Genomic DNA, 19,473 nt, shown 5'->3' with positions numbered 1-19,473 from the left:
GGACTTCCCTTGCCCAAACCCCGCCACGCCGACCTTACCGACCACAAAGCCCGCAAACGCTTTGGCCAGAACTTTCTGGTGGACGATAATATCATCGACAAAATTGTTGCCGCCATTCACCCCAAAGACGGCGATAACCTGATCGAAATTGGCCCCGGCCAAGGGGCATTGACACGGCCACTGCTGGAACACTGTCCACAACTGCAAGTGGTGGAGCTGGACCGCGATTTGGCTGCACTGCTCACCGACAAATTTCACAGCTATGCGGATTTTAAGCTCCATCAGGGCGATGCCCTGAAAACCGACTTCCTGCAATTCAAACGCGGTGAAGCGCCCCTGCGTATTGTCGGCAACCTGCCCTACAACATCTCCACGCCACTTATCTTCCACCTGTTGAATTACGCTGGGAACGTCAGCGATATGCACTTTATGCTGCAAAAGGAAGTGGTGGATCGCCTGGCCGCCGCCCCCGGCGATAAAACCTATGGCCGCCTCACCGTGATGGCGCAATACCACTGCCAGGTGGAACCACTGTTTATTGTGCCACCGGGCTCATTTCATCCGACCCCGAAAGTCCAATCCGCCATTGTTCGCCTGCTGCCCTACAAGCAACCACCCTATGCGGCAACCGATCCAAAACTATTGCACAAACTGGTCAGTGCCTGCTTTCAGCAGCGCCGCAAGACATTGCGCAACAGCCTCAAACACTTTGCCACGGCAGAACAACTGGCTACACTGGAAATTGACTTGAGCCTGAGGCCAGAAGTGCTGACGGTAAAAGACTTTGTTGAACTCAGTAACCAACTGGCAATGCACCCATTATAAAAACCATGGAATGCCCGATTAGAGTCACCGTTAAGACAGAATACCTGGCCAACCAATCCCAGCCAGAACAAAACCGTTACGCCTTTGCTTATCACATAACCATCGCCAACCTTGGCGAACAGACAGTGCAACTGATATCCCGCCACTGGCACATCACCGACGGCAACAACCAGCGCCAGGAGGTTCAGGGAATCGGCGTAGTGGGTGAACAACCTCATATCAGCCCGGCCACCAGTTACCACTACACCAGCGGCGTGATTCTCGAAACCCCGGTGGGCACCATGGCCGGCAGTTACCAAATGAGTTCACCGGACGGAGACACCTTTGATGCCGCCATTCCATTGTTTGTGCTGGCCGCACCGGGGGCGGTGCACTAGTGGCCATCTACGTAGTCGGCGACCTCCAAGGCTGCCTGAAGCCGCTCAAAAAGCTGCTTAAAAAAGTCGATTTCGATCCCAAGCATGACCAGCTCTGGTCTGCTGGCGATGTGGTCAACCGCGGCCCTAAATCGTTAAAAACCCTGCGCTACTTATACAAGATGGGCGACGCCTTTCGCATGGTGCTGGGTAACCATGACCTCCATCTGCTGGCGGTGGCATCCGGCGCAGCCACCCTGCGTCCCAAAGACACCCTGCAGGAAATCCTCGACGCACCAGACCGGGAACAACTTATACACTGGCTGCAGCAACAACCTTTGCTGATACACGACCAAGGCTATTGCCTGGTACACGCAGGAATCCCCCCCAGGTGGAGCATCAAAAAAGCCAAACGCCTGGCGGCAGAGGTAGAAGCTGTATTGCGGGGGCCAAACCCAAAATCCTATTTTGATGCCATGTATGGCAATACCCCGGATAAATGGTCAAAACACCTGCAAGGCACTGACCGCCTGCGGGTTATCACCAACTACCTGACTCGTATGCGCTTCTGCACTGCCAAGGGCAAGCTGGAACTCACTCAAAAACTCGGCCCCAAACAGGCTCCCAAAGGCTACGCACCCTGGTTCTTCCACGAAGACCGCAAAGCCGCTCACGATAAAATCCTTTTCGGCCACTGGGCCGCCCTGGAAGGCCAGGATTGCGGCACCAACCTCTACCCGCTGGACACCGGCTGCGTGTGGGGAGGCAAATTGCGCATGATGCGGTTGGAAGACGAAGCGCTGTTTGAGGTGACCTGCGAAAGCTGCAGCTGAGGAGTGTTGGAGGTATATTGGCAATCGTCGTCACAGAGTAATGGAAATCTACAATGACTGAACAGAGCAAGTCCCAACAGGAGCAATGGCAACAGGCGGCCGCAAGAGAGCTGCGCTCCGATTCTGAGGATGATCAGTCAACAGCTACCCCGGAAGGTATTACCGTAAAGCCGCTCTACACCGCCGCTGATTTGCAGGGTATTGAACATCTGGACAGTTACCCCGGCTCGCCCCCCTACCTGCGCGGCCCCCGCGCTACCATGTACCGTGGCCGCCCCTGGACCATTCGACAATACGCCGGGTTTTCCACCGCCGAAGAATCCAACGCCTTCTATCGACGCAATCTGGCGGCGGGCCAACAGGGCATTTCGGTGGCTTTTGACCTGCCCACCCACCGCGGCTACGACTCCGACCACGAACGAGTCACTGGTGATGTTGGCAAAGCCGGGGTGGCTATCGACAGTGTCGAAGACATGAAGATCCTGTTCGACGATATTCCACTGGATAAAGTCTCGGTATCCATGACCATGAATGGCGCGGTGTTGCCAATTATGGCCAGTTATATTGTTGCTGCCGAAGAACAAGGTGTCGAAGCCGCTCAGCTTTCCGGCACTCTGCAAAACGACATCCTCAAAGAATTTATGGTGCGTAACACCTATATTTACCCACCTCAGCCTTCCATGCGCATCGTTTCCGACATCATCGCCTATACCGCTGAAAAGATGCCCAGATTCAATTCGGTTTCCATCTCCGGCTACCACATGCACGAAGCAGGCGCGACTGCGGCTCAGGAGCTGGCCTTTACCATTGCCGATGGTATTGAGTACGTGCGCACCGCCGTTAACAGTGGCCTGGATGTGGACAGCTTTGCGCCGCGCCTGTCGTTTTTCTTTGCCATTGGCATGAACTTCTTTATGGAAGCGGCCAAGCTACGCGCCGCCAGGGTATTGTGGTCAAAATTAATGGCGGAAAATTTCAATCCGCAAAACCCCAAGTCGCTGATGCTACGCACCCACTGCCAGACATCCGGCGTCAGCCTGACCAGCAAAGACCCCTACAACAATATTGTGCGCACCACCGTAGAAGCCATGTCTGCAGTGCTCGGTGGCACCCAGTCACTGCACACCAATGCGTTTGATGAGGCACTGGCACTGCCTACGGATTTTTCTGCCCGTATTGCCCGCAATACCCAGTTAATACTGCAGGAAGAAACCGGCTTGACTAACGTGGTCGATCCGCTGGCAGGCTCTTACTATGTAGAATCGCTGACCGATTCCCTGGTGAGCGAAGCACTAACAATCATTGAAGAAGTGGAACAGTTGGGCGGCATGACCAAGGCCGTTGAGTCAGGCATGCCCAAGCTGCGTATTGAACAAGCCGCCGCCCTCAAACAGGGGCGCATCGACCGTGGCGACGATGTGGTCATTGGCGTCAATAAATACCAGCTCGAGCAAGAACCGGACGTAGATTTGCTGGATATTGATAACACGTCGGTGAGGGAATCCCAGATAACGCGCCTCAATCAGATCCGCGAGTGGCGGGATGAAGCTGCCTGCCAGAAGACGCTGCAAAAACTCACCGAGGCCGCAGAGAGTGGCAGCGGCAATTTACTGGCACTGTCGGTAGGTGCCATGCGCGCCCTGGCAACCGTGGGGGAAGTTTCCCTGGCACTGGAAAAAGTATGGGGCAGACACAAAGCAGATATACAATCCATCAGTGGCGTTTACAGCTCCGATTTTCAGGAGGGCAGCGAGGTGCATCAAGCACAACAACTGGTGGCAAAATTCGCCGCACAAACTGGCCGCCGACCGCGCATGCTGGTGGCCAAACTGGGGCAGGATGGCCACGACCGCGGTGCCAAGATTATCGCCACCGCTTTTGCGGACATGGGCTTTGATATCGATATCGGCCCGCTATTCCAAACCCCGGAAGAAGCCGCACGCATGGCCATCGAAAACGATGTGCATATCGTTGGAATCTCCTCCCAGGCAGCTGGCCACAAAACGCTGGTGCCGCAGTTAATTAGCGCCCTTAAAGAGTTGGATGCTGAAGATATTGTGGTCATTTGCGGAGGCGTTATTCCCCCGCAAGATCACGATGAACTCCGCAGCCATGGGGTAGCCGCGATCTACGGCCCCGGCACTCATATTCCCACCGCCGCGCAGGAAATCGTCGCCCTGCTCAGCAAGCGTCAGGCATCTTGATGGCCGCCCAGGCCACATTGGCTCAACGGCTTCTCAGCGGAGAACGCCGCGCCTTGGCACAGGCCATTACCCTGGTGGAATCCACCCTGGCAAGTCATCGTCAGCAAGCTCTGGAATTGCTGGAAGTTTTAACGCCTCACACGGGCAACAGCCTGCGAATTGGCATTTCCGGCGCCCCCGGCGTGGGCAAGTCCACCTTTATCGAAGCCCTTGGCAATCATCTGGTTGAGAATAATCACAAAGTCGCGGTTCTGGCGGTAGACCCATCATCCACCCTCAATGGCGGCTCTATTCTGGGGGACAAAACCCGAATGGAAAAGCTGGCGCTGCAAGCCAACGCCTACATCCGCCCCTCGCCAGCCGGCAATACTCTGGGCGGCGTGGCGCGGCGCACAAGGGAGAGCCTGCTGCTCTGCGAAGCGGCTGGTTTCGATATTATCCTTATTGAAACCGTCGGCGTCGGTCAGTCGGAAGTGGCCGTCGCCAATATGACGGATATGTTTGTACTGATGCTACAGCCGGGAAGCGGTGATGATCTACAAGGCATTAAACGCGGCGTGATAGAGCTGGCGGATTTAATTCTGGTAAACAAGGCAGACGGCGCATCCGCTAAATTGGCGGAGAAAACTGCCCATGACTATCAATCTGTGTTGGGATTATTGCAACCAAAAAGTGAATATTGGGCGCCTCAAGTGGCTTCTATATCTGCTTTTAGCAACAAGCATATTGAAGGCGTTTGGCATACCGTTGAGGGTTATTTTTCCAAGCTGGAAAAGAACATCTCAGATTTACGCAATACGCAAAATATCGAATGGCTGTGGAGTGAAACCGCTGAGCGACTGATGGCTGAACTGCGCGCTGATTCCGCCGTAAAATCTGCTGCCGAAGCGCTTGAGCAAGCCGTAAAACAGAGCGATATACCTCCCACCATGGCAGCAGAAAAGCTGCTGAGTATTTTCAGAGAGAACAAACCATGATTGGCAAACTGAACCATGTGGCCATTGCAGTCACCGACATTACTGCCGCCAGTAACATTTATCGGGATGTTTTGGGGGCTCAAATTTCAGAACCTATGGAATTACCTGAACACGGCGTCACCACCGTTTTTGTTAACCTGCCTAACACCAAAATAGAACTGATCTCGCCATTGGGAGACGACTCGCCCATCAGCAAATTTCTGCAAAAAAATACCCAGGGAGGGATGCACCATCTCTGTTACGAAGTGGACGACATACTGGCATCCCGGGATAAGCTGGTGGCCGAAGGCGCCACCGTTTTAGGGGATGGAAACCCCAAAAAAGGCGCCCATGGCAAGCCGGTACTATTTCTGCATCCAAAAGATTTTTGCGGAACGTTAATCGAACTTGAACAGGTATAGCTCTAGCTACTCGTCACCAGCACGGCCGTAGTGGTCTTCAAAGCGAACAATATCGTCTTCACCCAGATAAGAGCCCGACTGCACCTCAATTAACTCTAAAGGAATCTCACCGGGGTTTTTCAGCCGGTGTCTGGTACCCAGTGGGATATAAGTGGACTGGTTTTCCGTCACCAAAAACTCTTCCTCGCCTTTGGTCACCAGTGCAGTTCCCTGCACAACAATCCAGTGCTCAGCACGGTGGTGGTGCATCTGTAAGCTCAATTCGGCACCGGGATTCACGACAATACGCTTCACCTGAAAGCGTTCGCCCTCGTCTACCGAATCGTAGTTACCCCAAGGCCGATAAACCTTACGATGATTCTGCAAAAGTTTACTGCTTGACTCCTTCAATTGTTGCACAACGGCCTTAACATCCTGAGCGCTATCTTTAGCGGCTACCAAAGTCGCATCCACTGTATCCACAACAATAACGTCATCAAGACCAACAGTGGCCACCAGTTTATCTGCAGAGCGAACCAAGCAGTTATTGCTGTTGTGGAATATAGTATTACCTGAAGATGAGTTACCCTGTGAATCTTTATCAGCAATCTCCCAAAGTGCCGACCAGGCACCCAGATCGCTCCAACCACAATCCAATGGCAGCATACGAATATCCTGAGCATTTTCCATCACTGCATAGTCAATAGAGTCGCTAGGAGAGCTAAGAAAAGCATTACGCTCAACACGTATAAAATCCAAATCTTTGTCCGTATTCGCCATAGCCTCCTGACAAGCACGATATATCTCTGGGCGATGCTGTTGCAGCTCCTCCAGGTACCGCTTTGCCCGAAACAGGAACATGCCGCTATTCCAGTAATAATCGCCACTATCCAGATACTGTTGAGCCGTTTTTTGATCTGGTTTCTCTACAAAATTTGATACTTCAAAAGCCAAGTTCTTTTGCTTGCCTGCACGAATATAGCCATAACCTGTTTCTGGGCTCTGAGGCACGATACCAAAGGTAACCAAGCTGCCTGCTTGGGCTACATTTGTTGCTTCTTCAATCGCTGCCTGGAAACCAGCTTTATCCAAAATAACGTGGTCTGCTGGCAACACCAGAAGCATAGAGTCTTCGTTTTGCTCGATAGCATGCAGTGCTGCCAGGGCAATGGCTGGAGCAGTATTGCGGCCCTCTGGTTCCAATAAAATACCATTGTGCCTGGAACCAAGCGCACGAACTTGTTCAGCGACCAAAAAACGGTGTTCTTCACCACAAATCATTATTGGCTCATCAACATGCTCACCCAACCGCAGAATGGTCTCCTGCAACATGGTATGGTTTCCTTGCAAATTCAGAAACTGTTTTGGGTAGCCATCACGCGACCACGGCCACAATCGGCTACCGGAGCCTCCACAAAGAACTACTGGAATTACTTTTTTATTTTCCACGTTCTGACAACTCCTTTATAAAAATGGGGAATATTCGTAATCCATCCACAAAATAGCGGCGCCACAAGCGCCTGGGATTTTGCAAAAACCGATAAAACCATTCAAAGTTCAATGCCTGAACCCATTTAGGCGCGCGACTCTCCGTGCCGACTAAAAAGTCGATTGAAGCACCAATACAAAAGCCAATACCTGTAGCCTTTCCTCGGGATTTCAGCTCATAAGCCAGAATTTCTTGTCGAGGAGAGCCTACTGCAAAAAACAGATACTTAAACGGCTTACTCTCCGCGAGCAAAAGGCACTTTTCCACCTCATCTCTGTTATTCATAAAACCCATTGGTGGATTGTAATGAGTCACATTATCCAGATTCAAATCAGATAAAAGCCTCGCGACTAGTTCATCACTCGCACCTATTATTAGCACTGAATCATCGCTTTGCACTCTTCCTAAAAATAACTCGCTGGTCAAATCGCTGCCCGGGATAACTTCTGGAAAACGAACACCACAAAGCCGCGCTAGCTTTTGCAAAATCCGACTGTCACAAACGCTGATGAATGCATTCTCATACAACGAGAGATACTCGGCCTTCTTATTTCCTCTAACAACATGGTCAACATTTGGCGTGACGCAATACTCAAAGCCAGTACTCTCTGACCAACATTGTTCAAGCCGCATTAGCATCTGCTGTTTTGTTAAAAGGTCGAAGGGGAAATTAAAAATATGCCGCCTTTTATTATCCAACACTGCTTCTCCCGACTGCGAACAACGAACTCTTTGCAGGCATAATACCGTAAACAAGCAAATACAGCGCATTCAAAAAAATGGCCATAATACCGGACAGCTCCAGTAACCAGTTAACTTTAATTCCATACCATGAGCTGGATATCAACACATCCATTCCATGAAAAGAAGACGCTCTCACTAATATAAAAACAAGCAAAAAGGTAAATCCCAATAATGCACCACTCAGGAATCTGAAATAACTTTTATACAGCATAAATATTAATAAAAACCCCAAAGCACCCAGCGATGCAATCACTACAATAAAGCTCTTTTGTATTAAGTGCTTTTTATCTACCCAATCGTTTATAACGACTATTTGACGCCCTATATCAGTTAGCAATGATTGCAAATCCAGTTGCTTATTCACCGACAAAAACAGCAAAAGTATTCCAGAGCACAGCCAAAAATATCGGTAACGTTTTGGCGAGGAAACAGATTTGCAATATACCGACACACAAGCAGAGCAGGCGAAGATGTAGGCCAAAACCGTTAACCAGCCTACTAAAGTCGGATCACCAATCTCTGGTTCCCAGGTTATTGCACTCCAAACATCTTCCAGAAGTGACATATCTTTCTCACCCATGGCAAATCAATCCAACCAGCAAACAACACCGCAACTTAAGGAAAATAACACAACAGAAGCACAAAAAAAGCCCCGACCAACCGGCCGGGGCTTTTTTTAGTGTACAAAGCCAAAGGCTAGAACACTATTACTCTTCGTCGCCCTCAACTTCTTCAACCACTTCCACTTGCGGACGATCCACCAGTTCAACATACGCCATAGGCGCATTGTCACCGGGGCGGAAGCCGCACTTGAGGATGCGGATATAGCCGCCGGGGCGCTCTTCGTAGCGCGGGCCCAGTTCGCCGAACAGCTTGCCAACAGTTTCTTTATTGCGCAGGCGGTCGAACGCCAGGCGACGGTTGGCAACGCTGTCTTGCTTGGCCAGAGTGATCAACGGCTCGGCGTAGCGACGCAGTTCTTTGGCTTTGGGCAGAGTGGTTTTAATCAGTTCATGCTCGACCAACGACGCAGTCATGTTGCGAAACATGGCCCGGCGATGCGAGCTGTTGCGGTTCAGTTGGCGGCCACTTTGACGATGACGCATGGTTAGTATTCCTTAAATTGGGCCACCGCTCAGCGAGCAGCGGCCAATTACAATTAGAGTTCTTCTTGCTTGATGCTGGCAGGCGGCCAGTTTTCAAGGCGCATTCCCAGGGACAGGCCGCGGGAGGCGAGAACGTCTTTGATTTCGGTAAGAGATTTCTTGCCCAGGTTCGGGGTTTTCAGCAACTCTACTTCGGTGCGCTGAATCAGATCACCAATGTAGTAGATGCTTTCCGCTTTCAGGCAGTTGGCCGAGCGAACAGTCAGTTCCAGATCATCTACCGGACGCAGCAGAATCGGATCGATTTCCTCTTCCTTCTCTTCCGGCTCGGATTGGGCTTCACTCTCCAGGTCAACAAATACTGCCAGCTGCTGTTGCAGGATGGTGGCAGCGCGACGGATGGCCTCTTCCGGATCCAGAGTACCGTTGGTCTCCAGATCGATAATCAGCTTGTCCAGGTCTGTGCGTTGCTCAACACGGGCGCTGTCTACTACGTAGGCAACACGGCGAACCGGGCTGTAGGATGCGTCCAGTTGCAGGCGGCCAATGGCGCGGGTTTCTTCCTGATCGCTGTTGCGAGCGTCGGCGGGCTGGTAGCCACGACCGCGCTGTACACGCAGGCGCATGCTCAGCTCAGTGTTGCCGGTGATGTTGGCAATCACCAGATCCGGGTTCATGATTTCGACGTTGCTGTCCACTTGAATGTCGCCAGCAGTCACAGCACCCTTGCCTTTCTTACTCAGGGTCAGCTCAACTTCGTCTTTACCGTGCAGAACCACGGCAACCTCTTTCAGGTTGAGCAGGATTTCGATCACGTCTTCCTGCACGCCTTCGATGCTGCTGTATTCGTGCAGTACGCCGTCGATCTCTACCTCAACCACGGCGCAGCCGGGCATGGAGGAAAGCAGAATGCGGCGCAGGGCGTTACCCAGAGTATGGCCAAAGCCGCGCTCCAGAGGCTCAAGAACCACTTTGGCGTGGGTTGGGCCCAGCTCGGTAACGTCGATGGTGCGCGGAGTCAGAAGTTCTGTCGCAGATGTTTGCATATCCGTACCTGTCAGTATTCAGTTAAACCAGATGTGTGTTCATTTACTCCAAATTAATTATTTGGAGTACAGCTCAACAATCAGGTTTTCGTTGATGTCGGAAGGCAGTTCACTGCGATCAGGAACGCGCTTGAAAGTACCGGCCATTTTGTTGGCGTCTACTTCAATCCACTCAATTTCACCACGCTGGGCAGCCAGTGCCAGAGCGCTGGAAATACGCAGCTGAGTTTTGGACTTCTCACGGATGCTCACTTCGTCGCCAGCCTGTACTTGGTAAGAAGCGATGTTCACTTTCTTGCCATTCACCAGAATGGAGTTGTGAGATACCAGCTGACGGGATTCGGCACGGGTGGCACCAAAGCCCATGCGATAAACCACGTTATCCAGACGCTGTTCCAGCAGGGTCAACAAGTTTTCACCGGTTGCACCGCGCAGACGGGCAGCTTCTTTGTAGTAGTTGCGGAATTGCTTTTCCAGAACGCCATAAGTGCGACGAACTTTTTGCTTTTCACGCAGCTGAACACCGTAGTCAGACAGACGGCCACGACGCTGACCATGCTGGCCAGGGGCGCTCTCTGCGCGACATTTGGAGTCCAGGGGACGAACGCCACTTTTCAGGAACAGGTCGGTTCCTTCGCGGCGGGACAGTTTACAAGTCGGTCCAATATATCTTGCCATGATTAAGCCCTGCCTTATACGCGACGTTTCTTCGGCGGACGGCACCCGTTGTGGGGGATCGGCGTCACGTCGGTGATGTTGGTGATTTTGAATCCAGCGTTGTTCAGTGCACGAACTGCGGATTCACGGCCGGGGCCAGGGCCCTTTACTTCCACTTCCAGGTTTTTCATACCGTATTCTTGTGCGGCAACACCGGCGCGCTCGGCAGCAACCTGAGCGGCGAAGGGAGTGGATTTACGAGAACCGCGGAAACCGGAACCACCTGCAGTGGCCCAGCTCAGGGCGTTGCCCTGGCGGTCAGTAATAGTAACGATGGTGTTGTTGAAGGACGCGTGAATGTGCGCGATGCCGTCAACAACGGTCTTTTTGACCTTCTTGCGAGCGGTCTTTTGTCCAGGTTTTGCCATGATCAGTTACGTCCTATCAATTAGCGCTTGATGGGTTTGCGCGGACCCTTACGGGTACGGGCATTGGTCTTGGTACGCTGGCCGCGCAGCGGCAAGCTGCGACGGTGGCGCAGGCCACGGTAGCAACCAAGGTCCATCAAACGTTTGATATTCATACTGATTTCCCGACGCAAATCACCCTCTACCGTGTGCTTGGCTACCGCCTCACGAAGGGTGTCCATCTGCGCGTCGGAGAGATCAGCTATCTTTACATCTTCCGCGATACCGACTTCAGCGCAGATTGCTTTAGCGGTTGGGCGGCCGATCCCGAATACATAGGTGAGAGAGATCACCGCATGCTTGTTATCGGGGATATTGACACCGGAAATACGGGCCATTGAGTTTCTCCACAGTGTTTACGAATAAAAAGTTGTAAAAAATACAAATAAAAGCACTATCCAACACGCCTTGGCTGGATAGCCATAAAAAAGGCGCGAAAGGATAGCTTTGGTTGCACTAAAAAGCAAGTGCCTGGCTGTTCAGCTACGAATCAACCCTGACGTTGCTTATGGCGCGGTTCCGCGCTGCAGATTACCCGCACAACACCATTGCGACGGATCACTTTGCAGTTGCGGCACATTTTTTTAACCGATGCACGAACTTTCATTACTCTTACCTCAGTTTCTACAGCAAACGGCGGAAATTACCGCTTGCCCTTCAAATTGGATTTTTTCATCAACGAGTCGTACTGGGACGACATCAAATGCGACTGAACCTGGGCCATAAAGTCCATGGTCACCACCACCGCAATCAACAGCGAAGTGCCACCCAGGTAAAACGGCACATTAAATTGCACCTGCAGCACTTCCGGCAACATACACACACCGGCCATATAAATACCGCCAACCACAGTCAGGCGGGTCATTACTGTGTCGATGTACTTGGACGTCTGCTCACCGGGGCGAATGCCGGGCAAGTAGGCGCCACCGCGCTTCAGGTTATCTGCCATTTCCTTGGTGTTGTACATCAACGCCGTGTAGAAGAAGCAGAAGAAAATAATCAAACCGGCAAACAGCAGGTAGTACAACGGCTGACCGCGGCCAATCAACAGGCCAACCTGGCTCACCCACTCCGGCGCATTGCTGCCCTCACCAAACCAGGTGGTAATGGTGTTGGGGAACAGCAGGATACTGCTGGCAAAAATCGCCGGGATTACACCGGCCATATTCACCTTCAGCGGCAGATGGCTGGTTTGGGCGTTGTATGCCTTGCGACCTTGCTGACGCTGAGCGTAGTTCACAGTAATGCGGCGTTGGCCGCGCTCCATAAACACCACAAAGTAAATCAGCGCGATAGCCAAAATCAGGATAAACAGCAGTGCCACACCGTGGATCTCGCCCTGACGCGCCATCTCAATGGAGCCGCCAATGGCACTGGGCAAACCCGCCACAATACCGGCGAAGATCAACATGGAAATGCCGTTACCCACGCCGCGCTCGGTGATCTGCTCACCCAGCCACATCATAAATACAGCGCCGGTTACCAGAGACACCACCGCGCCGGTGTAAAACACCGGGCCGGGATCCAGGGCAAAGCCCTGACTGCCAAGGCCAACCGCAATACCGGTACCCTGTACCAACGCCAGCAACACCGTGCCGTAGCGAGTGTACTGATTGATCTTACGGCGTCCGGAATCGCCCTCTTTCTTCAGCTGCTCCAGGCTCGGCACCACCGCAGCCATCAGCTGCATGATGATCGACGCCGAGATATAAGGCATCACGTTGAGCGTGAGAATACTCATATTCGCCAGTGCGCCACCGGAGAACATGTTGAACACGTCGAGGATGGTGCCCTGGTTGCTGTTGAAGAATTCGGCAACCTTTTCCGGGTTAATGCCCGGAACGGGAATATGAACACCGATGCGGTAAACCACAATTGCCAGGAACAAAAAGCGAAGGCGAGCTAACAGCTCGCCCATGCCTTTTTGGCTTCCCATCGGCATATTACCGGCTTTGGCCATGATTATCCTTTAACCTAATTCGTTCACAACGACGAGTAATTTCTTACTCGGCCTCTACCTTGCCACCAGCCGCTTCAATAGCAGCAATAGCACCTTTGGTAGCAGTAATACCCTTCAGAGTCACAGCCTTGGTGATTTCACCAGACAGGAACACTTTGGCGCGCTTGATATTGGCGTTAACCAAACCGGCTTTGCGCAGCTCTTCCAGGGTAATTACGTCAGCATCAACCTTGTTCAGCTCTGCCAGACGAATCTCTTCGCTAACGCGAGAGATACGCGAGGTAAAACCGTACTTGGGCAAACGCTTCTGCAGGGGCATTTGACCGCCCTCGAAGCCGGGCTTCACAGAACCGCCAGAACGGGACTTTTGACCCTTGTGGCCACGACCACAGGTTTTGCCCAAGCCGCTGCCAATACCACGGCCAACACGCTTGCCTTCTTTTACTCGCCCGGGAGCGGGACTCAATTCATTCAGTCGCACGATTATTCTCCCTCAACCTTAACCAGGTAGTTCACTTTGTTGACCATGCCGCGAGTAGACGCAGTGTCTTCAACCTCAACGGTGTGGCCAATGCGACGCAGGCCGAGGCCAGCAACGCACGCTTTGTGAGCAGCCAGACGTCCGTGAACGGATTTGGTCTGGGTCACTTTCATCATTTTCTTTGCTTTAGCCATGATTCTTTCTCACTGTGCATTTCGTCACCCCCGACTGTGCGGGGGCAACAAAGAATCAAACAATCTCTTCAGCCGCTTTGCCGCGCTTGGCCGCCACTTCGTCCGGAGAGCGCATGTTTTGCAGCGCTTTAAACGTAGCACGAACCACGTTTACCGGGTTGGTAGAGCCGTAACACTTGGCCAGTACGTTCTGTACACCAGCGATTTCCAACACGGAGCGCATGGCACCGCCAGCAATTACACCGGTACCCGCAGAAGCCGGCTGCATGTACACCTTGGAGGCGCCATGGTTGGCTTTGGTGGGGTACTGAATGGTGTCGCCGTCCAGGTGAACCTGAATCATATTGCGGCGCGCGGATTCCATCGCTTTCTGGATTGCCTGGGGCACTTCGCGGGCCTTGCCGCGACCGAAGCCAACCTTGCCATTGCCGTCGCCAACCACAGTCAGCGCAGTAAAGGCAAAGATACGACCGCCTTTTACGGTTTTGGCAACGCGGTTAACCTGAACCAGCTTCTCTTGCAGGCCGTCGCTTTCCTGTTGACCTTTTTGATCTCGTTCTCTAGCCATCTCAATAACCCTTAGAATTCCAGTCCGGCTTCGCGGGCAGCATCTGCCAGCGCTTTAACGCGACCGTGGTATTTGAATCCGGCACGATCGAAGGCAACGCGGGTAACACCGGCAGCCTTGGCACGCTCAGCCACCAGCTTGCCAACGGAGCTTGCCGCTTCGATGTTGCCAGTAGCGCCAGAGCGCAATTCCTTGTCCAGCGTGGAAGCGCTGGCCAATACACGATCGCCTTCCGGCGCGATTACTTGTGCGTACATGTGGCGCGGGGTGCGGTGAATGCACAGGCGGTTCTCGCCCAGCTCGCGGATTTTCATCCGGGAGCGGCGCGCACGACGCAAACGGGAGTCTTTTTTGTCGCTCATAATCAAACCTATTTCTTCTTCGCTTCTTTACGGCGCACATGCTCATCGGCGTAACGAACACCTTTGCCCTTGTAGGGCTCTGGCGGACGGTATGCGCGAATCTCTGCGGCAACTTGGCCCAGCAGCTGCTTGTTGGCAGAGCTCAGCACAATATCGGTCTGGCTGGTGCACTCAGCTTTCACACCTTCCGGCAGTTCGTACTCAACCGGGTGGGAAAAACCCAGGGTCAGGTTGAGCTTCTTGCCTTGCAGGGCAGCACGATAACCAACGCCTTGCAGCTGCAGCTTTTTCTCAAAGCCATTGCTGACGCCGGTGACCATATTGTTCACCAGGGCGCGGGTGGTGCCAGCCAGAGCGTTGGCTGATTTACCGCCACTTTTGGGGGCGAAAGTCAGCACGTTGTCGTCCTGCTTCACTTCCACGTCGCCGTGGATATTGTGGCTCAGCTCGCCTTTGCCACCCTTGACGGAAATTGCGCCGTCTTTCAGGGTAACGGTAACGCCGCCAGGGATTTCAATCGGGGCTTTTGCTATACGTGACATGTCGGCAACTCCTTAGAAAACCGTGCAGAGCACTTCGCCGCCGATGCCCGCTTCGCGCGCTGCGCGGTCGCTCATAACACCTTTGGAGGTGGAGATGATAGCGACACCCAGGCCACCGCGAACTTTGGGCAGCTCACCGGAACCGGCGTATTTACGCAGGCCGGGACGGCTGATACGGGCAATCTCTTCGATTACCGGCTTGCCTTCAAAATATTTCAGGTCAACGGTCAGCTCAGGCTTGGTACCTTCACTCACGCTGTAACCCGTGATGTAACCTTCACTTTCCAATACCTTGGCCACAGAGACCTTGAGCTTGGAACAGGGCATGCTTACTGCAATCTTGCTACGCTGGTGGGCGTTGCGAATGCGAGTCAGCATGTCTGACAATGGATCTTGCATACTCATCGTATTCGCTCCTTACCAACTGGCTTTAACAAGGCCCGGCACATCGCCGCGCATGGCTGCTTCACGCAGCTTGTTGCGGCACAGGCCAAACTTGCGGTACACCGCGTGCGGGCGACCGGTAACACGGCAGCGGCGTTGCTGGCGAGCCGGGCTGGCATCGCGAGGCAGTTTTTGCAGCTGCTGTTGCGCATCCCAAATCTCTTCGTCGGAAGAGTTGGCGTTTTTAATGATCGCTTTCAGTTCGGCGCGCTTGGCGGCGTACTGAGCAACGATCTTGGCGCGTTTGGTTTCGCGCGCAATCATGGATTTCTTAGCCATCTAACCTGCCCTCAGTTCTTCAGCGGGAAGTTGAATGCGCGCAGCAGAGCGCGGCCTTCATCGTTGGTGCGAGCAGTGGTGGTGATGGTGATATCCAGCCCACGCAGCGTGTCGACCTTGTCGTAATCGATTTCCGGGAAAATGATCTGCTCGGATACACCCATGGCAAAGTTCCCACGACCGTCGAACGACTTGGGGCTGATGCCACGGAAGTCGCGAATACGGGGAATCGCAATGCTGATCAGGCGCTCCAGGAACTCATACATGCGATCTGAACGCAGAGTTACCTTACAGCCGATCGGCCAACCTTCGCGGACTTTAAAGCCGGCGATGGATTTGCGTGCACGGGTTACCACGACCTTTTGACCGGAGATCTTCTCCAGATCAGCAACGGCGTTTTCCAGGATCTTCTTGTCACCCAGAGCTTCACCAACACCCATGTTCAGGGTGATTTTGCTGATGCGAGGTACTTCCATTACATTCGCCAAACCCAGCTCTTCTTTCAGCTTGGGGGCGAGTTCGTTTTTGTAAATTTCTTTCAACTTTGCCATCTCGATACTCTCCGGTTAGGCGTCAACAGCTTCGCCGGTGGATTTGAAGATACGGACTTTTTTATCGCCCTCTACCTTGAATCCCACACGATCAGCTTTGTTGGTTGCGCCATTGAAAATCGCGACGTTGGAAACCTGAATAGGGGCTTCTTTTTCCACGATACCACCGGCAATACCCTGTTGCGGGTTGGGCTTCTGGTGCTTTTTCACCAGTTGCACACCGCTGACGATCAGGCGCTGCTCGTCCAGCACACGCAGCACTTTGCCGCGCTTGCCTTTGTCGCGCCCGGCGATCACGATTACTTCGTCATCACGCTTGATCTTACGCATAGCCATTTTCCTCTTTGCTTTCCGCTTTCCAGTTTCCCGTAAACTAAACTAAGCTAAACTCAGCGTTACAGTACTTCTGGAGCCAGAGAGACAATTTTCATAAATTTTTCGCTGCGCAGCTCGCGAGTTACCGGCCCAAAAATACGGGTGCCGATGGGGGCGTGAGATGCGTTCAGCATTACTGCAGCGTTGTCGTCGAACTTGATCAGGCTGCCATCCTGACGACGAACACCTTTTTTGGTGCGTACAACCACGGCGTCGAGCACCTGGCCTTTCTTCACCTTGCCGCGGGGAATGGCTTCCTTCACGGTCACCTTGATGATGTCGCCAACGCCGGCGTAGCGACGGTGGGAACCGCCCAACACCTTGATGCACATCACGCGACGGGCACCGGAGTTATCGGCAACATCCAGGTAGCTTTGTGTTTGAATCATGTTATTGCTCCAGCATGAACGGCCGCGAAGTTACACTTCGGTAGCGCGCTCCACAATTTCGACCAGTTTCCAGGATTTGGACTTGGCCAAGGGACGAGTTTCGGCGATTTCTACAACATCACCGATTTTGCACTCGTTGTTTTCGTCGTGTGCCTTGATCTTGCTGGACTTGCTCACGATCTTGCCGTACATCCCGTGTTTTACGCGACGTTCGATCAGAACCGTGATGGTTTTGTCCATTTTGTCACTGACAACTTTACCTGCCAGAGTGCGTGCTTTTTCTGTCTGGGCCATTATCAGTTACCTGCTTTCTCTGTTAACAGAGTCTTAATGCGCGCGATATCGCGACGCACTTCTTTCAGTTTGTGGCTCTGTTGAAGCTGGCCAGTAGAGTGCTGCATACGCAGCTTGAACTGGGCTTCCAACTGAGCGTTGAGCTCAGTGTTCAGCTCGTCAACAGACTTTTCACGAAGTTCGTTAGCTTTCATCACATCACCGACCGTTTCACAAAGGCGGTTTGCACCGGCAGTTTGGCAGCAGCAAGGGCAAATGCCTCACGCGCCAGCTCTTCCGACACACCTTCCATTTCATAGAGAACCTTGCCCGGCTGGATCTGGGCTACCCAGTATTCAACGTTACCCTTACCTTTACCCATACGAACTTCCAGGGGTTTGTTGGTAATCGGCTTGTCCGGGAATACACGGATCCAGATTTTACCGCCACGCTTAACGTGACGAGTCATGGCACGACGGGCGGCTTCGATCTGGCGAGCGGTGATACGACCGCGGCCAGTGGCCTTGAGGCCGAATTCACCGAAGCTCACTTTGCTGCCGCGCAGTGCCAGGCCGCGGTTGCGACCCTTCATCATTTTCCGGAACTTGGTACGCTTGGGCTGTAACATTGTGCGTACTCCTTATTTATCCGCTGCTTTCTTAGGCTTTCTGGTCTTTTTCGGAGCCGGTGCTTCCACCTGCTCTTCGCCGCCCAGAATTTCGCCTTTGAAAATCCACACTTTTACGCCAATGATGCCGTAAGTGGTGGAGGCTTCGTAAGTTGCGTAGTCGATGTCCGCACGCAGGGTGTGCAGCGGCACGCGACCTTCGCGGTACCATTCAGAGCGAGCGATTTCAGCGCCGCCAAGACGGCCGCCCACTTGAATCTTGATGCCCTTGGCGCCTTGGCGCATGGCGTTTTGCACAGCGCGTTTCATGGCGCGACGGAACATAACGCGACGCTCCAGCTGCTGGGCAACGCTCTGGGCAACCAGTTTGGCGTCCAGGTCTGGCTTGCGGATCTCTTCGATGTTGATGTGCACAGGCACATCCATCATGCGAGCCACTTCGTTGCGCAGTTTTTCTACGTCTTCACCTTTCTTACCGATAACCACGCCAGGGCGTGCGGTGTGAATGGTGATGCGTGCAGTTTGCGCCGGACGCTCAATTTCTACTTTGCTGACAGAGGCGTTATCGAGTTTTTTCTCGATGTATTCGCGCACTTTCAGATCGCTGTTGAGGTTGTCTGCATAATTCTTGGAGTTGGCGTACCAAACCGAATTGTGCTTTTTAACAACACCCAAACGAATGCCGACGGGATGTACTTTCTGACCCATTATTCGTCTCCTAAACCGCTACTTTGACGGTGATGTGGCAAGTGCGCTTCAGGATGCGGTCAGCACGGCCCTTGGCGCGCGGCATGATGCGCTTCATGGTCATGCCTTCGTCGACGAAGATGGTAGACACCTTCAGCTCGTCGATATCCGCCCCATCGTTGTGTTCGGCGTTTGCAATCGCAGACTCCAACACTTTTTGGATCAGGTCAGCGCCTTTTTTAGGGCTGAACTTCAGGATATCCAGAGCGTCTTCAACGGACTTACCGCGAATCTGGTCAGCTACAAGACGTGCTTTCTGGGCAGAAAGCCTTGCGCCGCGCAGTTTTGCTGTAGTTTCCACAGTAACTTTCCTCTCTTAGCGCTTGGCTTTCTTGTCCACCACGTGCCCGCGATAGGTACGTGTTGGTGCGAATTCGCCCAGCTTGTGACCAACCATCTCTTCACTCACAACCACCGGTACGTGCTGGCGGCCGTTGTGAACGGCGATGGTCAGACCAACCATTTCAGGCAGGATCATAGAGCGACGAGACCAGGTCTTGATGGGACGACGGTCTTTGCTCTCTACGGCCTTCTCCACCTTGTTGAGCAGGTGAAGATCGATAAACGGGCCTTTTCTTAAAGAACGTGGCACTGTT

At 53.0% G+C, this 19,473-nt stretch carries 32 protein-coding genes; 6 read left to right on the top strand and 26 right to left on the bottom strand.

Going from position 1 to position 19,473, the window contains the following annotated elements; all coding sequences use genetic code 11:
* Positions 1-9: 9 nt before the first annotated feature.
* Genes rsmA through mce form a run of 6 tightly spaced genes read left to right on the top strand, consistent with a single transcriptional unit; the run spans position 10 to position 5,596 of the window.
* Complete coding sequence (rsmA, locus tag QSV34_RS04820) at positions 10-825, top strand: 16S rRNA (adenine(1518)-N(6)/adenine(1519)-N(6))-dimethyltransferase RsmA (RefSeq protein ID WP_289152454.1); 816 nt, start codon at positions 10-12, stop codon at positions 823-825.
* 5 nt (positions 826-830) lie between these two features.
* Positions 831-1,202 carry a Co2+/Mg2+ efflux facilitator ApaG/CorD gene (apaG, locus tag QSV34_RS04815; RefSeq protein ID WP_289152453.1) on the top strand — a complete coding sequence of 124 codons (372 nt, stop codon included), beginning with the start codon at positions 831-833 and terminating at the stop codon, positions 1,200-1,202.
* Positions 1,202-2,014, top strand: a complete 813-nt coding sequence (locus QSV34_RS04810) for a symmetrical bis(5'-nucleosyl)-tetraphosphatase (RefSeq protein ID WP_289152451.1) — start codon at positions 1,202-1,204, stop codon at positions 2,012-2,014. Before apaG ends, QSV34_RS04810 begins: the two co-directional genes overlap by 1 nt.
* 53 nt (positions 2,015-2,067) lie before the next feature.
* Complete coding sequence (gene scpA / locus QSV34_RS04805; protein ID WP_289152450.1) at positions 2,068-4,218, top strand: methylmalonyl-CoA mutase; 2,151 nt, start codon at positions 2,068-2,070, stop codon at positions 4,216-4,218.
* Entirely contained in the window at positions 4,218-5,195 is a 978-nt protein-coding gene (meaB, locus tag QSV34_RS04800) for a methylmalonyl Co-A mutase-associated GTPase MeaB (protein ID WP_289152448.1), read from the top strand. Before scpA ends, meaB begins: the two co-directional genes overlap by 1 nt.
* Positions 5,192-5,596 carry a methylmalonyl-CoA epimerase gene (gene mce, locus QSV34_RS04795; RefSeq protein ID WP_289152446.1) on the top strand — a complete coding sequence of 135 codons (405 nt, stop codon included), beginning with the start codon at positions 5,192-5,194 and terminating at the stop codon, positions 5,594-5,596. The genes meaB and mce overlap by 4 nt, the downstream gene beginning before the upstream one ends.
* 6 nt (positions 5,597-5,602) lie before the next feature.
* Here mce and QSV34_RS04790 read toward each other — a convergent pair whose 3' ends face one another.
* The 26 genes from QSV34_RS04790 to rpsS all read right to left on the bottom strand — a co-directional run bounded on the left by QSV34_RS04790 (position 5,603) and on the right by rpsS (position 19,469).
* Positions 5,603-7,024: a mannose-1-phosphate guanylyltransferase/mannose-6-phosphate isomerase gene (locus QSV34_RS04790; RefSeq protein ID WP_289152445.1), complete on the bottom strand. Its 1,422-nt coding sequence runs from the start codon at positions 7,022-7,024 to the stop codon at positions 5,603-5,605.
* Positions 7,014-7,766: a WecB/TagA/CpsF family glycosyltransferase gene (locus QSV34_RS04785; protein WP_289152444.1), complete on the bottom strand. Its 753-nt coding sequence runs from the start codon at positions 7,764-7,766 to the stop codon at positions 7,014-7,016. Before QSV34_RS04785 ends, QSV34_RS04790 begins: the two co-directional genes overlap by 11 nt.
* Positions 7,756-8,388: a hypothetical protein gene (locus tag QSV34_RS04780; RefSeq protein ID WP_289152443.1), complete on the bottom strand. Its 633-nt coding sequence runs from the start codon at positions 8,386-8,388 to the stop codon at positions 7,756-7,758. Before QSV34_RS04780 ends, QSV34_RS04785 begins: the two co-directional genes overlap by 11 nt.
* Positions 8,389-8,515: 127 nt before the next feature.
* Positions 8,516-8,914: a 50S ribosomal protein L17 gene (gene rplQ / locus QSV34_RS04775; protein WP_289152441.1), complete on the bottom strand. Its 399-nt coding sequence runs from the start codon at positions 8,912-8,914 to the stop codon at positions 8,516-8,518.
* 53 nt (positions 8,915-8,967) lie between these two features.
* The gene (locus QSV34_RS04770) at positions 8,968-9,960 is read right to left on the bottom strand and encodes a DNA-directed RNA polymerase subunit alpha (RefSeq protein WP_289152440.1); all 993 of its coding nucleotides are present in this window, start codon (positions 9,958-9,960) and stop codon (positions 8,968-8,970) included.
* A gap of 57 nt (positions 9,961-10,017) precedes the next feature.
* Positions 10,018-10,638: a 30S ribosomal protein S4 gene (gene rpsD / locus QSV34_RS04765; RefSeq protein ID WP_289152438.1), complete on the bottom strand. Its 621-nt coding sequence runs from the start codon at positions 10,636-10,638 to the stop codon at positions 10,018-10,020.
* 14 nt (positions 10,639-10,652) lie between these two features.
* Positions 10,653-11,045, bottom strand: a complete 393-nt coding sequence (gene rpsK, locus QSV34_RS04760) for a 30S ribosomal protein S11 (RefSeq protein ID WP_289152437.1) — start codon at positions 11,043-11,045, stop codon at positions 10,653-10,655.
* Positions 11,046-11,065: 20 nt separating this feature from the next.
* Complete coding sequence (gene rpsM / locus QSV34_RS04755) at positions 11,066-11,422, bottom strand: 30S ribosomal protein S13 (protein ID WP_289152435.1); 357 nt, start codon at positions 11,420-11,422, stop codon at positions 11,066-11,068.
* A 152-nt stretch (positions 11,423-11,574) separates the two neighbouring features.
* Positions 11,575-11,691 (bottom strand): 50S ribosomal protein L36, encoded by a 117-nt coding sequence (gene rpmJ, locus QSV34_RS04750; RefSeq protein WP_289152433.1) that lies wholly within the window; start codon positions 11,689-11,691, stop codon positions 11,575-11,577.
* Between the two features lie 36 nt (positions 11,692-11,727).
* Positions 11,728-13,044, bottom strand: a complete 1,317-nt coding sequence (gene secY / locus QSV34_RS04745) for a preprotein translocase subunit SecY (RefSeq protein WP_289152431.1) — start codon at positions 13,042-13,044, stop codon at positions 11,728-11,730.
* Positions 13,045-13,087: 43 nt separating this feature from the next.
* A complete protein-coding gene (gene rplO, locus QSV34_RS04740) occupies positions 13,088-13,525 on the bottom strand; it encodes a 50S ribosomal protein L15 (RefSeq protein WP_289152429.1) in 438 nt (145 codons plus the stop codon).
* Between the two features lie 2 nt (positions 13,526-13,527).
* Complete coding sequence (gene rpmD, locus QSV34_RS04735) at positions 13,528-13,719, bottom strand: 50S ribosomal protein L30 (RefSeq protein ID WP_289152427.1); 192 nt, start codon at positions 13,717-13,719, stop codon at positions 13,528-13,530.
* A gap of 55 nt (positions 13,720-13,774) precedes the next feature.
* Positions 13,775-14,287: a 30S ribosomal protein S5 gene (rpsE, locus tag QSV34_RS04730; protein WP_289152426.1), complete on the bottom strand. Its 513-nt coding sequence runs from the start codon at positions 14,285-14,287 to the stop codon at positions 13,775-13,777.
* A gap of 11 nt (positions 14,288-14,298) precedes the next feature.
* Entirely contained in the window at positions 14,299-14,649 is a 351-nt protein-coding gene (gene rplR / locus QSV34_RS04725; RefSeq protein ID WP_289152425.1) for a 50S ribosomal protein L18, read from the bottom strand.
* A gap of 8 nt (positions 14,650-14,657) precedes the next feature.
* The gene (rplF, locus tag QSV34_RS04720) at positions 14,658-15,191 is read right to left on the bottom strand and encodes a 50S ribosomal protein L6 (RefSeq protein ID WP_289152424.1); all 534 of its coding nucleotides are present in this window, start codon (positions 15,189-15,191) and stop codon (positions 14,658-14,660) included.
* Between the two features lie 12 nt (positions 15,192-15,203).
* Positions 15,204-15,596 (bottom strand): 30S ribosomal protein S8, encoded by a 393-nt coding sequence (rpsH, locus tag QSV34_RS04715; RefSeq protein WP_289152423.1) that lies wholly within the window; start codon positions 15,594-15,596, stop codon positions 15,204-15,206.
* 12 nt (positions 15,597-15,608) lie between these two features.
* The gene (gene rpsN, locus QSV34_RS04710) at positions 15,609-15,914 is read right to left on the bottom strand and encodes a 30S ribosomal protein S14 (RefSeq protein ID WP_289152421.1); all 306 of its coding nucleotides are present in this window, start codon (positions 15,912-15,914) and stop codon (positions 15,609-15,611) included.
* A gap of 11 nt (positions 15,915-15,925) precedes the next feature.
* On the bottom strand, positions 15,926-16,465 hold the full coding sequence (rplE, locus tag QSV34_RS04705; protein WP_289152419.1) for a 50S ribosomal protein L5: 540 nt from the start codon (positions 16,463-16,465) through the stop codon (positions 15,926-15,928).
* Positions 16,466-16,480: 15 nt separating this feature from the next.
* Positions 16,481-16,795, bottom strand: coding sequence for a 50S ribosomal protein L24 (gene rplX / locus QSV34_RS04700; protein ID WP_289152418.1), 315 nt, complete (start codon positions 16,793-16,795; stop codon positions 16,481-16,483).
* Between the two features lie 65 nt (positions 16,796-16,860).
* Entirely contained in the window at positions 16,861-17,229 is a 369-nt protein-coding gene (gene rplN, locus QSV34_RS04695) for a 50S ribosomal protein L14 (protein WP_289152417.1), read from the bottom strand.
* Positions 17,230-17,259: 30 nt separating this feature from the next.
* Positions 17,260-17,523 carry a 30S ribosomal protein S17 gene (rpsQ, locus tag QSV34_RS04690; protein ID WP_289152415.1) on the bottom strand — a complete coding sequence of 88 codons (264 nt, stop codon included), beginning with the start codon at positions 17,521-17,523 and terminating at the stop codon, positions 17,260-17,262.
* A 2-nt stretch (positions 17,524-17,525) separates the two neighbouring features.
* The gene (gene rpmC, locus QSV34_RS04685; protein ID WP_289152413.1) at positions 17,526-17,717 is read right to left on the bottom strand and encodes a 50S ribosomal protein L29; all 192 of its coding nucleotides are present in this window, start codon (positions 17,715-17,717) and stop codon (positions 17,526-17,528) included.
* Positions 17,717-18,130: a 50S ribosomal protein L16 gene (rplP, locus tag QSV34_RS04680; protein WP_289152411.1), complete on the bottom strand. Its 414-nt coding sequence runs from the start codon at positions 18,128-18,130 to the stop codon at positions 17,717-17,719. The genes rpmC and rplP overlap by 1 nt, the downstream gene beginning before the upstream one ends.
* Before the next feature lie 12 nt (positions 18,131-18,142).
* Entirely contained in the window at positions 18,143-18,838 is a 696-nt protein-coding gene (gene rpsC, locus QSV34_RS04675; RefSeq protein WP_289152410.1) for a 30S ribosomal protein S3, read from the bottom strand.
* 10 nt (positions 18,839-18,848) lie between these two features.
* Positions 18,849-19,178: a 50S ribosomal protein L22 gene (gene rplV / locus QSV34_RS04670; protein WP_289152409.1), complete on the bottom strand. Its 330-nt coding sequence runs from the start codon at positions 19,176-19,178 to the stop codon at positions 18,849-18,851.
* A gap of 15 nt (positions 19,179-19,193) precedes the next feature.
* Complete coding sequence (gene rpsS / locus QSV34_RS04665) at positions 19,194-19,469, bottom strand: 30S ribosomal protein S19 (RefSeq protein ID WP_289152407.1); 276 nt, start codon at positions 19,467-19,469, stop codon at positions 19,194-19,196.
* Positions 19,470-19,473 lie beyond the last annotated feature (4 nt).

This window comes from Porticoccus sp. W117, from assembly GCF_030341905.1.
In the GTDB taxonomy this organism is placed as follows: domain Bacteria; phylum Pseudomonadota; class Gammaproteobacteria; order Pseudomonadales; family Porticoccaceae; genus SCSIO-12696.
This window is presented reverse-complemented; position numbering and strand designations above follow the sequence as displayed.